Source organism: Agrobacterium sp. AGB01, assembly GCF_014851585.1.
In the GTDB taxonomy this organism is placed as follows: Bacteria; Pseudomonadota; Alphaproteobacteria; order Rhizobiales; family Rhizobiaceae; genus Agrobacterium.
Genome location: NZ_JACVAB010000002.1, coordinates 968,334 through 980,792, shown reverse-complemented (window position 1 = coordinate 980,792; position 12,459 = coordinate 968,334). Strand labels below are relative to the sequence as shown.

The 12,459-nt window shown below is 54.9% G+C and carries 13 protein-coding genes; all 13 read right to left on the bottom strand.

Annotated elements, in window-relative coordinates; genetic code table 11:
• Positions 1-98 precede the first annotated feature (98 nt).
• On the bottom strand, positions 99-347 hold the full coding sequence (locus IB237_RS11385) for a GlsB/YeaQ/YmgE family stress response membrane protein (protein ID WP_192488724.1): 249 nt from the start codon (positions 345-347) through the stop codon (positions 99-101).
• 66 nt (positions 348-413) lie between these two features.
• A complete protein-coding gene (lpdA, locus tag IB237_RS11380) occupies positions 414-1,859 on the bottom strand; it encodes a dihydrolipoyl dehydrogenase (protein ID WP_192488723.1) in 1,446 nt (481 codons plus the stop codon).
• Positions 1,860-1,948: 89 nt separating this feature from the next.
• Positions 1,949-2,215 (bottom strand): YdcH family protein, encoded by a 267-nt coding sequence (locus tag IB237_RS11375; protein ID WP_192488722.1) that lies wholly within the window; start codon positions 2,213-2,215, stop codon positions 1,949-1,951.
• A gap of 89 nt (positions 2,216-2,304) precedes the next feature.
• Positions 2,305-2,955 carry an SGNH/GDSL hydrolase family protein gene (locus tag IB237_RS11370; RefSeq protein WP_192488721.1) on the bottom strand — a complete coding sequence of 217 codons (651 nt, stop codon included), beginning with the start codon at positions 2,953-2,955 and terminating at the stop codon, positions 2,305-2,307.
• Positions 2,956-3,015: 60 nt separating this feature from the next.
• Positions 3,016-4,332 carry a pyruvate dehydrogenase complex dihydrolipoamide acetyltransferase gene (locus tag IB237_RS11365; RefSeq protein ID WP_192488720.1) on the bottom strand — a complete coding sequence of 439 codons (1,317 nt, stop codon included), beginning with the start codon at positions 4,330-4,332 and terminating at the stop codon, positions 3,016-3,018.
• 15 nt (positions 4,333-4,347) lie between these two features.
• Complete coding sequence (locus IB237_RS11360) at positions 4,348-5,766, bottom strand: pyruvate dehydrogenase complex E1 component subunit beta (protein WP_192488719.1); 1,419 nt, start codon at positions 5,764-5,766, stop codon at positions 4,348-4,350.
• Between the two features lie 18 nt (positions 5,767-5,784).
• A complete protein-coding gene (gene pdhA, locus IB237_RS11355) occupies positions 5,785-6,831 on the bottom strand; it encodes a pyruvate dehydrogenase (acetyl-transferring) E1 component subunit alpha (protein ID WP_192488718.1) in 1,047 nt (348 codons plus the stop codon).
• Positions 6,832-6,982: 151 nt separating this feature from the next.
• Positions 6,983-7,300, bottom strand: a complete 318-nt coding sequence (locus IB237_RS11350) for a septum formation initiator family protein (RefSeq protein ID WP_192488887.1) — start codon at positions 7,298-7,300, stop codon at positions 6,983-6,985.
• A 171-nt stretch (positions 7,301-7,471) separates the two neighbouring features.
• Entirely contained in the window at positions 7,472-8,746 is a 1,275-nt protein-coding gene (eno, locus tag IB237_RS11345) for a phosphopyruvate hydratase (RefSeq protein WP_192488717.1), read from the bottom strand.
• A 144-nt stretch (positions 8,747-8,890) separates the two neighbouring features.
• On the bottom strand, positions 8,891-9,739 hold the full coding sequence (gene kdsA, locus IB237_RS11340) for a 3-deoxy-8-phosphooctulonate synthase (RefSeq protein WP_192488716.1): 849 nt from the start codon (positions 9,737-9,739) through the stop codon (positions 8,891-8,893).
• Positions 9,739-10,629, bottom strand: coding sequence for a VOC family protein (locus IB237_RS11335; protein WP_371815286.1), 891 nt, complete (start codon positions 10,627-10,629; stop codon positions 9,739-9,741). The genes kdsA and IB237_RS11335 overlap by 1 nt, the downstream gene beginning before the upstream one ends.
• 188 nt (positions 10,630-10,817) lie before the next feature.
• Positions 10,818-11,165 (bottom strand): RcnB family protein, encoded by a 348-nt coding sequence (locus IB237_RS11330; protein ID WP_192488715.1) that lies wholly within the window; start codon positions 11,163-11,165, stop codon positions 10,818-10,820.
• A 167-nt stretch (positions 11,166-11,332) separates the two neighbouring features.
• Entirely contained in the window at positions 11,333-12,367 is a 1,035-nt protein-coding gene (gene mgrA, locus IB237_RS11325) for an L-glyceraldehyde 3-phosphate reductase (protein WP_192488714.1), read from the bottom strand.
• Positions 12,368-12,459 lie beyond the last annotated feature (92 nt).

Genomic DNA, 12,459 nt, shown 5'->3' with positions numbered 1-12,459 from the left:
AGAACAATTCCAGAAAAACTGTAAGGGGATTCTCTGGAAGGGCCTAAAATAATGGGTCTCAGGACACGTTGCCGTGAAACAACCTGTCCTGTCTTGATTTACCGCCGGACGATTTTGGCAACAAACAGCAACAGGCTGGCACCAAGAAACGCGGTGATGAAATAGCCCAGACGGCTATCCTGCACGAAAACATCGAACTGGCGCAGCACGGCAACAGCCACGACCGAACCGACGATGCCCAGAATAATGTTCATGAAAACGCCGAAGCGAATATCCATCAGCTTGCCTGCGAGCCATCCGCCCAGACCGCCAATGATAATTGCACCAATCCAGCCAACACTTTCCATGATCTACTCCGTTAAAGTTCCGCTCCCCAAAAGGGTTTACTCCAGATAGGGAGCGGCAGATTTCAATCAAGCATTCAGAACGCGACCATAGGCGTCCAGCACGCTTTCCTTCATCATTTCCGACAGGGTCGGATGTGGGAAGATCGTGTGCATCAGTTCTTCTTCTGTGGTTTCAAGGTTCATCGCCACCACGAAGCCCTGGATCAGTTCGGTCACTTCTGCACCAACCATGTGCGCGCCGATCAGCTCACCGGTCTTCTTGTCGAAGATGGTCTTGATCATGCCCTGGTCTTCACCCAGCGCGATTGCCTTGCCGTTGGCAGCGAAGGAGTAACGGCCCACGCGGATTTCGCGGCCCTGTTCTTTCGCCTTGGCTTCCGTCAGACCGACCGAAGCGACCTGCGGGTTGCAGTATGTGCAGCCTGGGATCTTGCTCTTGTCCATCGGGTGAACATTCGGCAGACCGGCAATCTTTTCAATGCAGATCACGCCTTCATGCTCGGCCTTGTGGGCGAGCATTGGAGGACCGGCAACGTCGCCAATCGCGTAAAGGCCCGGCACGTTGGTCTTGCCGTAACCGTCAATCACCACGCAACCGCGATCCGTCTTGACACCTAATGTTTCCAGACCAAGGTTTTCGATGTTGCCCTGTACGCCAACAGCCGAGATCAGGCGATCGGCAGTGATCTGCTGAACCTTGCCATCCTTGGTTTCAACATGCGCCGTAATCGAGTTTGCACCCTTTTCGACCTTGGAAACCTTGGCTTCGGTGATGATCTTCAGGCCGCGCTTTTCAAGCTGCTTGCGGGCGAAAGCGGAGATTTCCGCATCTTCGACCGGCATGACATTGGCCATCAGTTCGACAACGGTCACGTCAACGCCCATGGAGCGGTAGAAGGACGCAAATTCGATGCCGATGGCGCCGGAGCCCATCACGACAATCGACTTCGGCATGAAGTCAGGCTTCATCGCTTCGAAATACGTCCAGATCAGCTTGCCATCCGGCTCGATGCCTGGCAGCGCACGCGGACGTGCACCTGTGGCAACGATGATGTGCTTGGCTGTGTAGGTACCCTCACCCAGAACGCCCTTTGGAACAGGGTTTTGTGGCTGAACGGCAGGCTTGGCCGTCTTGCCGACAACGATCTCGTTTGGTTTGGTCAGCTTTGCCTCGCCCCAGATCACGTCGATCTTGTTCTTCTTCATCAGGTAGGCAACGCCACCGTTGAGACGAGCGGAAACGCCACGCGAACGTGCAACAACTTCCTTCACGTCGGCGGTGATGGTGCCGTCCAGCTTCAGACCGTAATTCTTGGCGTGATTGGCATTATCAAGCACTTCGGCAGAGCGCAGCAGTGCCTTGGTTGGAATGCAGCCCCAGTTAAGGCAGATGCCCCCCAGATGCTCGCGCTCGACAATGGCCGTCTTCAAACCAAGCTGGGCAGCACGAATGGCAGTGACATAACCGCCGGGACCGGAACCGATAATGATGACGTCATAGGCGTTCGACATTTAGGCTATCACTCCTTGTTTCATTTTTGAGGTGGCGCGAGGCATTCGCATTCCACCCTTTTGTCGGGAGCAAAGCCTGGGCTTGAAGCCTATTGTCCGAAATCTTCCGGTATTGGCTCGGCCGCTGTCAGCATCCCGTATATTTCGTCTTTCAGGATCATTCTGCGCTTGCGCATATCGGCCATATGAAAATCATCGCATGGCTCGATATCTGTCTCCGCCCGGTGAATTTTCTGGTTCAGCGCCTCGTAAGCGGCGCTGATCCTGTGAAAGTGTCCGTCACGCTCGCGCAGATGGCGAATGAGGCTGACATATTCAGCAAATTCCTCGGGCAGTTGGTGCGGTGTGTTCGACATGCCGTAACCTCCGTCTTGCGGTTGATACGGTCAGGCTAGACGCCCGCTGCATTCGCTCCTTGATCCTGATCAAAACCTGTCAAATTGCATTACAATCCAAGCATCATGCGCACGACCGGCTCCAGGCCGCGACCAAGCGCACGGGTATTTTCTGCGTCCAGATGCACGCCATCAATTGGTGTGGCAACAGAGACCGAACCGGCGTCAAAGAAGCCGCATTCCTTCTCGTCCGCCAGATCGCGGTAAAGCGAGGCCAGCATCTTGGATTCCTCCACTGCACCTGCATACATTGCCGCGAAATAGGAATTTGCAGTTTCGCAGATCAGTGGCGGTGCAACGATCAGAATTTCCGGTTGCTCATCCGAGCCGAAATGCCATTCGTGACGGCGCACCAGGCTGACGAGCCTTTTGACGCCGCTTGTCGCAGCAACGGCAAAACCGCCGCCAGCAAGGCCACGTTTCAAATCGTTGGTGCCAAGCATGATGATGACGAGGTCAAGCGGACCATGGCTGTGCAACAGCGTTGGCAAGGTGCGTGCACCATTGCGATCAAAGTCAGACAGGTTATCGTCATAAACAGTGGTACGGCCGTTCAGGCCTTCGGCGATGACAACAACGTCATTGCCCAATGCCTTTTGCAAGACAGTCGGCCAACGATCATCAATCGCATGACGCCCCATATTGGCCGCGTCATAACCCCATGTCAGACTATCGCCATAGCAAAGAACAGTCTTCGTCACGTGCAGCTCCTGAATACAGCGAGCCGAAAACCATATGCGGTTTTCGGCTCTGCTCTTTTCTTAAACCAGCATGCCCATCGGGTTTTCGATGTAGCGTTTGAAAGCACCGAGAAGTTCAGCACCCAACGCGCCATCAACGCAACGGTGGTCAGTGGACAATGTGACCGTCATGACATTGGCGATCTTGATCTCACCATTCTTGACAACCGCACGCTGTTCACCGGCACCAACAGCCAGAATGGTGGCATGTGGTGGGTTCACAACAGCCGAGAAGCTCTTCACGCCCATCATGCCCATGTTGGACACGGCAGTCGTACCGCCCTGATATTCTTCAGGCTTCAGCTTGCGCTCCTTGGCGCGCTTGCCGAGATCCTTCATCTCGTTGGAGATGGCAGACAGCGACTTAAGCTCAGCCTGACGAACGATCGGGGTGATCAGACCACCGGGGATCGACACGGCAACGCCAACATCAGCATGCTTGTGCTTGACCATGTTGGTTTCGGTCCAGGATACGTTGGCATCCGGAACGTCACGCAGGGCAAGGGCAAGCGCCTTGATGACCATGTCATTGACCGACAGCTTGTAGGCTGGCTTGCCATCCTTTTCAGGGGAAGCAGCGTTGAGCTGTGCGCGCAGTGCCATCAGGGCATCCAGTTCGCAATCCACGGAAACGTAGAAATGCGGAATGGTCTGCTTGGATTCCTGCAGGCGCTTGGCAATGGTCTTGCGCATGCCGTCATGTGGCACAAGTTCGTAAGAACCCTGCTCGAACAGCTTGAGAACGGCCTCTTCGCTCATGCCCTTTGCAGCAGCAGGTGCCGAAGCAGCAGCAGCAGTGGTTGCCGGAGCAGCCTTTGCACCACCGGACGCAACTGTCTTTTCAATGTCAGACTTCACGATACGGCCACGTGGACCGGAACCGGAAACCGCAGACAGATCAAGACCAGCTTCCTTGGCCAGACGGCGTGCCAGTGGCGACGCAAAAACGCGTTCGCCAGACTGTTCAGCCTTGGCAGCAGGTGCCGGTGCCGCAGCAGGTGCAGCCTCGGATTTTTCTTCCTTCGGTGCTTCTGCCTTTGCCTCAGCCTTGGCCGGGGCGGCATCACCACCCTTGGCCGCAGCCGCTACATCTTCACCTTCTTCGGCAAGAATGGCGATCAGTGCGTTGACCTTGACCGCATCGGTTCCAGCTGGAACCACGATCTTGGCAACAACGCCTTCATCGACAGCTTCCACTTCCATGGTTGCCTTGTCGGTTTCGATTTCGGCAATCACGTCGCCGGGAGCAACCTTGTCGCCTTCCTTGACCAGCCACTTGGCGAGATTACCCTCTTCCATCGTGGGAGACAGGGCAGGCATTGTAATGTTGATAGGCATCGAAACGCCCTCCCCTTATTTGTAGCAGACGGTTTTGACGGCCTGTACGACTTCATCCACGTTCGGCAGAGCCAGCTTCTCGAGATTGGCCGCGTAAGGCATTGGAACATCCTTACCGGTAATCGACAGGATCGGCGCATCCAGATAGTCAAATGCAGCGCGCTGAACCTGGTTGGCAATGAAGTCACCAACCGATGACTGCGGGAAGCCTTCTTCAACGGTTACCAGACGGCCGGTCTTCTTGACGGATTCGATAACGGCAGGAAGGTCCATCGGACGGATGGTGCGCAGGTCGATAAGTTCAACGTCGATGCCGAGCTTTTCGAGTTCAGCAACAGCCTTGACCGCATAGGTCATGCCGATACCGAAGGAAACGATGGTCGCATCCTTACCCTGGCGGTGAATGCGTGCCTTGCCGATTGGCAGCACGAAATCATCCAGCTTCGGAACATCGAAGCTCTGACCGTACAGGATTTCGTTTTCAAGGAAGATGACCGGGTTTGGATCGCGGATAGCAGCCTTGAGCAGACCCTTGGCGTCAGCAGCCGTGTACGGCATGACGACCTTGAGGCCCGGAATATGGCTGTACCATGCGGCATAGCACTGCGAGTGCTGTGCACCAACGCGCGCAGCAGCGCCCGACGGACCACGGAACACCATTGGCGCGCCCATCTGGCCACCAGACATGTAGAGCGTCTTGGCAGCAGAGTTGACGATCTGGTCAATGGCCTGCATCGCGAAGTTGAAGGTCATGAACTCGACGATTGGCTTCAGGCCAGTCATCGCGGCACCAACACCGATACCGGCAAAGCCGTGTTCGGTGATTGGCGTATCGATAACGCGCCTTGCACCAAATTCCTGCAGAAGACCCTGGGTGATCTTGTAGGCGCCCTGGTATTCGGCAACTTCTTCACCCATGACGAAGACTTTTTCGTCAGAGCGCATTTCTTCGGCCATCGCGTCACGAAGAGCTTCGCGAACAGTGGTGGACACAAATTCTGTACCAGCCGGAATATCCGGATCAGCAGCAACTTCAATCTTCGGCGCGGCCGGAACCTTGGCAGCTTCCTTGGAAGCAGATGGCTCTTCGCTTGCTTCGCGTGCCTTGCCGCCAGCAGCGTCAGAGGCAGCAGCCTCAGCCTTCGGCTCTTCCTTCTTCGGTGCGGAAGAAGAAATGGCGTCAGCGCTTTCGCCATCCTGCAGCAGAACTGCAATGGCCGTGTTGACCTTGACGTTTTCAGTGCCGGCATCGATCAGGATCTTGCCGATAACACCTTCGTCAACGGCTTCCACTTCCATGGTCGCCTTGTCGGTCTCGATTTCAGCGATCACGTCACCGGAGGTAACCTTGTCGCCTTCTTTCTTGAGCCACTTGGAAAGCGTGCCTTCCTCCATGGTCGGGGAAAGTGCAGGCATAAGAATTTCAATAGGCATGGATTCTTTCTCCCCGGATCAGAGCAGAATATCGGTGTAGAGCTCGGATACATCCGGCTCCGGATCGTTCTGGGCGAAGTCGGCACTGTCGGCAACGACGTCACGGACATCCTTGTCGATAGCCTTGAGTTCGTCTTCGCTTGCCCAACCCTTTTCAAGGAGACGTGCCTTGACCTGTTCGATCGGATCCTGCTCGGAGCGCATCTTCTGCACTTCTTCCTTGGAGCGATACTTTGCAGGGTCAGACATCGAGTGACCACGGTAACGGTAGGTCAGCATTTCAAGAATGATCGGACCCTTGCCGGAACGGCAATGTTCAAGCGCTTCGTCAGCGGCAGCCTTCACGGCGCGAACGTCCATGCCGTCAACCTGGATACCAGGAATACCGAAGGATTCACCACGCAGCGAGTAGTTGGACTGTGCCGTTGCACGGGCAGTCGATGTACCCATGGCGTAGCGGTTGTTTTCCACGATGTAGACGATCGGGAGTTTCCACAGAGCTGCCATGTTGAAGCTCTCGTAAACCTGACCCTGGTTGGCAGCGCCGTCACCGAAATAGGTCACGGAAACATTGCCATTGCCACGGTAGTGGTTTGCAAATGCAAGGCCAGTGCCGAGCGAAACCTGCGCACCAACGATACCATGACCACCGTAGAAATGCTTTTCCTTGGAGAACATGTGCATGGAGCCGCCCTTACCCTTGGACAGACCACCACGACGGCCGGTGAGTTCGGCCATAACACCACGGGCACTCATGCCAGCTGCCAGCATGTGACCGTGGTCACGGTAAGCGGTGATAACCTGGTCGCCTTCCTGCTGGGACATCTGCATGCCGACAACGACAGCTTCCTGACCGATGTAAAGGTGACAGAAGCCGCCGATGAAGCCCATACCGTAAAGCTGGCCAGCCTTTTCTTCGAAACGGCGAATCAGCAACATTTCCTTGTAGGCATGAAGCTCTTCGTCTTTGCCGAATTCGGCTGCATTTTTTCCGGTGAAGTCCTTTGCGGCGGCTTTCGCCGTCGTCTTACGGCCGGATACGGACGCGGTTTTACGTGGCGCCATTGATCCCTCCCTGAGTTGCCGGTTGCTTGTTCATGTGGCGCGTACAATATGCAAGAAAGCGCGCCACAGCAATGCCATAAATGCATGGCTCGTATTCAAATTAAATAGCTGATTTTCAACAGGAAAAGTTGATTAACTTGAATTGAGTTAATCAAAAATATCCGTTCAGGATGACAATTTCGTCGGTGCGGGACACATTCAGTTGATAGCGCGCAATTTCGTCAATCATGTCCCGCTCGAGCGAACCATCGCTCAATGCTTCAACCTGACGTTCAAGGGCAACACGGGTTTCGGTCAGGCGTGAAAGCTCACCGCTTCTGGCCAGGCGCTGGCGTTCAAAACGCTCTGTCGCAATCAGTCCATATTCACCGTGGATGCAGTGATAGCCAAAATAAGAGAGAAAAGCGACTGTGATAGCGGGCACGACGAAACGCCCGAATTTTCTTTTCTTGTGATGTCGTGTCCACATTCCGGAAAAAGCCTTGAAACGCATTACCTTTTCGCAACAGTAACGCGGATTGCTTAACCATCCGTTGACCATAGAGCCGAGTTTGGCCTGATATTTTCAAGCCAGACGGGAACAAAAAAACCCGCACCAAGAGGCACGGGCTTTTTAAAATCATGTCACCAGACGCAGATATTAGCCGCGCAGGATCGAACGACCTGCGTAGGACGCCTGTGGACCGAGCATTTCTTCAATGCGGATCAACTGGTTGTACTTGGCAAGACGGTCGGAGCGCGACAGCGAACCGGTCTTGATCTGACCGCAGTTGGTGGCAACTGCGAGATCGGCAATGGTCGAATCTTCGGTTTCACCGGAGCGGTGAGACATCACAGCCGTGTAACCGGCCTTGTGTGCAGTCTCGACCGCGTCGAGCGTCTCGGACAGCGAACCGATCTGGTTGACCTTGACGAGGATCGAGTTGGCAACGCCCATCTTGATACCGTCACGCAGACGCGCAGAGTTGGTCACGAACAGATCGTCGCCAACCAGCTGAACCTTGGAGCCGATCTTGTCGGTGAGGTATTTCCAGCCATCCCAGTCGTCTTCGGCCATGCCATCTTCGATCGAGATGATCGGATATTTGGCAGCCAGTTCAGCGAGATAATCAGCCATGGCTTCCGGCTCGAGCGTGCGGCCTTCGCCTTCCATCTCGTATTTGCCGTTCTTGAAGAATTCGGTCGATGCGCAGTCAAGACCAAGGAAAACGTCGTCGCCCGGCGTATAGCCAGCCTTTTCAACCGACTTCATGATGAAATCGAGAGCTTCAGGCGCGCTCTTGAGGCCCGGTGCGAAACCGCCTTCGTCACCAACGTTGGTGTTGTGGCCCTGTGCTGCCAGTTCCTTTTTCAGAACGTGGAAGATTTCTGCGCCCATACGGACAGAATCACGAATGTTGTCGGCGCCAACTGGCAGAATCATGAATTCCTGGAAGTCGATCGGGTTGTCGGCATGTGCGCCGCCATTGATGATGTTCATCATTGGCACCGGCAGAACATGAGCGTTCGGGCCACCAACATAACGGTACAGCGGCAGGCCGGACGATTCGGCAGCAGCCTTGGCAATCGCCAGCGAAACGCCGAGAATGGCGTTGGCGCCGAGGCGCGACTTGTTCGGTGTGCCATCGAGAGCGATCATCATCTGGTCGATCTGGATCTGGTTTTCGGCGTCGAAACCGCCAATAGCATCAAAGATTTCGCCATTGACTGCATCAACAGCCTTTTCAACACCCTTGCCCAGGTAACGCTTGCCGCCATCACGCAGTTCTACAGCTTCGTGTGCACCTGTCGAGGCGCCCGACGGAACAGCAGCGCGGCCCATGGAGCCGTCTTCGAGGTAAACATCGACCTCAACGGTCGGGTTACCACGGCTGTCGAGAATTTCACGTGCAATGATATCGGTAATAGCGGTCATGGTCTCTCCCTTGGGAATGGAACAGTCGTTCTGAGCCTGTCTTAGCGGATGGGCAAGAAATTACAATGACGGCAATCCCGATGAGGGACGCCGCCACGCAATTAAGCTCAATTTTAAGTTAAAGTGCAGCAAAAGCTGGGCATATCAGGCCTTTGCGATAGCATCGAAGGCCAGAAGCTTTTCCAGCAGACGTGGCATATCCTTCAGATGCACCATGTTCGGGCCGTCGGACGGCGCATTATCTGGGTCTTCATGGGTTTCAATGAACACGCCGGCAACACCAACGGCAATCGCCGCACGCGCCAGTGTTTCCACGAATTCACGCTGGCCACCGGTGGAGCCACCCTGCCCGCCCGGCTGCTGCACGGAGTGAGTCGCATCAAAGATAACAGGTGCGCCAAGCGATGCCATGATTGGCAGCGAGCGCATGTCTGACACCAGCGTGTTGTAACCGAACGACGCACCGCGTTCACACAACATCACATTGGGGTTGCCGCTTTCATTCAGCTTGGACAGAACATTCTTCATGTCCCAAGGCGCCAGGAACTGGCCCTTCTTGACGTTGACGACACGGCCGGTCTTGGCGGCCGCCACCAGCAGGTCCGTCTGGCGGCTAAGGAAAGCAGGTATCTGCAGCACATCGACAACAGGTGCCACGATGGCGCATTGTTCTTCGGTGTGGATATCGGTCAAAACAGGAAAGCCGAATTCTTTTTTCAAGTCGGCAAACACTTCGAGTGCCTTATCAAGGCCGATGCCGCGCTTGCCCGACAGTGATGTGCGGTTGGCCTTGTCGAAGGACGACTTGTAGACAAGACCGAGACCGAGCTTGGCGCACAGTTCTTTCAGCGTACCGGCAATCATGAAGGCATGATCGCGGCTTTCCATTTGGCACGGACCGGCAATCAGCGAGAATTGTTTGGTGTTGCAAAACACCACCTGTCCCGCGCCTTCACCAGCGACCACGTCCAGTTTGTTTTTCATGACAGACATTACTCCTCGAACGCAAAAAATGCGCCTTGTCCAGAAGCAGGCGCTACCGTTATGCGGCCGCCCGTGCGTGTAGATGCCACGCCATTAGCAGCAAGAAGCGCCTCTGTCACGGCAAGATCGGCAACTGTGTAGACGATACCGGCACCGTATAATTCATGGGGAATGACAACATCCTCCATTCCCGGCAGCGCCTGTGCCACTTCAGTGGTAAGAATGGTGATGCGGGCATTGCGTGTTTCAAACGTCACGCCGTCAGCAAGCAGCTGTGGAGGTTTGCCGAAAACCGCCGTAATCAACTCAGCGTAATCTGCTGGCCGTTTGGCAGACAGGATGATCGTACCAATGCCGCTCACGCCATTGGCATGTTTTTCAAGGGCGGAACGATCGACCGGCAACGCCACCAACCGTTGGCAGGAAAACAGGAAAAATGCCCGCATGCGCGCCTCGGCGGCAAAAGACAGCAGGAAACGTCCCTCACCCGTCGTGCCGTCAGGCTTTTTCATCGGTCGTGAAAATTGCAGCATGCCGCCAGCCGACATGTGGCGAGCCTCAAAACGGGCGTGGTCACTCACCGCATCGGAGGTCTTGGCAACAATGGCGCTGAAACCTTCTGCACCACGGGCGGCGCGAAACAGCTGGTCGCGCCGGGTAAAACTGTTGGTCGCATCAATAGAGGATTTGTAGACCGCCTTGTCGCCGATCGCCAGCGGCTCAAGATAGGTACCATCAGAGAAAAACACACAGGCATTTTCGGTGCCGAACGGATGTCGGGCATCCGCAGCAACGGTAAAACCAAGCGACACCAAACGGTCGCGCGTCGACTCCAGGCCGGAAACCGGCAACACCAGATGGTCGACAGACTGCGTAATCGCAGAATCAGCAGAAAACACGGCATCTCCTAAATTTAAAAAGGGAGAGATCAATTAACTGCCAAGATAGAATACCCATTGGCGACATTTGTATGAACACGTGCTGCGCGCATATCATCGCGTTTCGATTATTTGTGCAATGCAGGATTAACAAAATCCCCGACGCAGGCGCATCGGGGATCCAAAACTGTCAGATTTGTGCGGACTAATCAGCGTGCAGCCGACAGACCAACGATCAGACCGGTCAATGCGTTGACCAAAAGGAACTGGTTATCAACGCGTACCCAGCGCTCGTTTCTCTTTGGCTCGCGCAATTTGTAACGGCGGTATTCGCGCTGGTCGATGTAATGGTTGCGCTGTGCAGACGAGAGCCGCTCGCCACGCTTCCAGTTGCGCTTCTTGACGATGACCTTCTTTTCGACGTGCCGTTCAATGACCACACGCTCATTGCGGCCACGGTCATGACGTGGGCCATTGTCGTAACGGCTCTGTGCCTCTGCAGCCAAAGGCGCGGCCAATACAGTAGCAGCAAGAAGCGTAGCAAAAAGTTTTTTCATTGGGGTTTCCTCAGCGTTTCGATGGTTCGAACCTAAGACCCCAAGGATGAATGAAAACTGAATTTTAAATTACATTTTAGTAATGGTTATTAACACTTGAGAACCATTCCTCAAGCACTGATTGATGTGAAAACGCCCGGATTTCAAGGCCCGGGCGTGCCTATGACTTATTTCTTCAACTCAGCAGATTTGGCCCAAAGGTTGATATCCGCTTCTTTGGCGTGGCTGTCGATGAACGCCAGTTCTTCCGCCGTGAAATCCGGTTTGTCGAGCGCCTTGACGCAATCGATAACCTGTTCCGGCTTGCTGGCGCCAATCAGTGCCGAGGTGATGCGGCCGTTGCGCAGCACCCAGGCAATGGCCATTTGCGCCAGTGTCTGGCCACGCTTTTCAGCCAGCGAATTGAGCGCACGGATATTCTCGACATTCTTGTCGTTGAGGAACTTCGGGTTCAACGACTTGCCCTGTGCTGCACGGCTGCTGTCTGGAATGCCACCGAGATATTTGGTGGTCAGCATGCCCTGCGCCAGCGGCGAGAACACGATGGAGCCAATGCCCAGCTCTTCCAGCGTATCGACCAGACCATCCTCTTCAATCCAGCGGTTGAGCATAGAATAGCTCGGCTGGTGAATGATGCATGGCGTGCCGAGATCCTTCAGGATCGCAGCCGCTTCGCGGGTACGCTTGGAATTGTAGGACGAGATGCCAACATAGAGTGCACGGCCGGAGCGCACGATATGATCAAGCGCACCACAGGTTTCCTCAAGCGGTGTATCCGGGTCAAAACGGTGGGAATAGAAAATATCCACATAATCGAGACCCATTCGCTTCAGGCTCTGGTCGCAGGACGAAATCAGATATTTGCGGCTGCCCCACTCGCCGTAAGGACCCGGCCACATGTTGTAACCGGCCTTGGACGAGATAATCAGTTCATCACGGTAACCGGCAAAATCAGCTTTCAGGATTTCACCAAATGCCGTTTCGGCGCTGCCGGGAGGCGGGCCGTAATTGTTGGCCAGGTCAAAATGGGTAATGCCCAGATCGAACGCCGTGCGGCAGATATCCTGCTTGGTCGAATGTGGGGTATCGTTACCGAAATTATGCCACAGGCCGAGCGAAATGGCCGGTAATTTCAATCCGGTCTTGCCGCAATGATTGTATTTCATGGTTGCATAACGGTTTTCAGCCGGTTGCCAGGCCATGCGCCTCTCCTCCTCTAATGTTCGGTAATCGCCCCCTGTCCGGAAAATGGTAGGGGGCGTCATGAAAATGAACCGATACAAACGGGCACCGG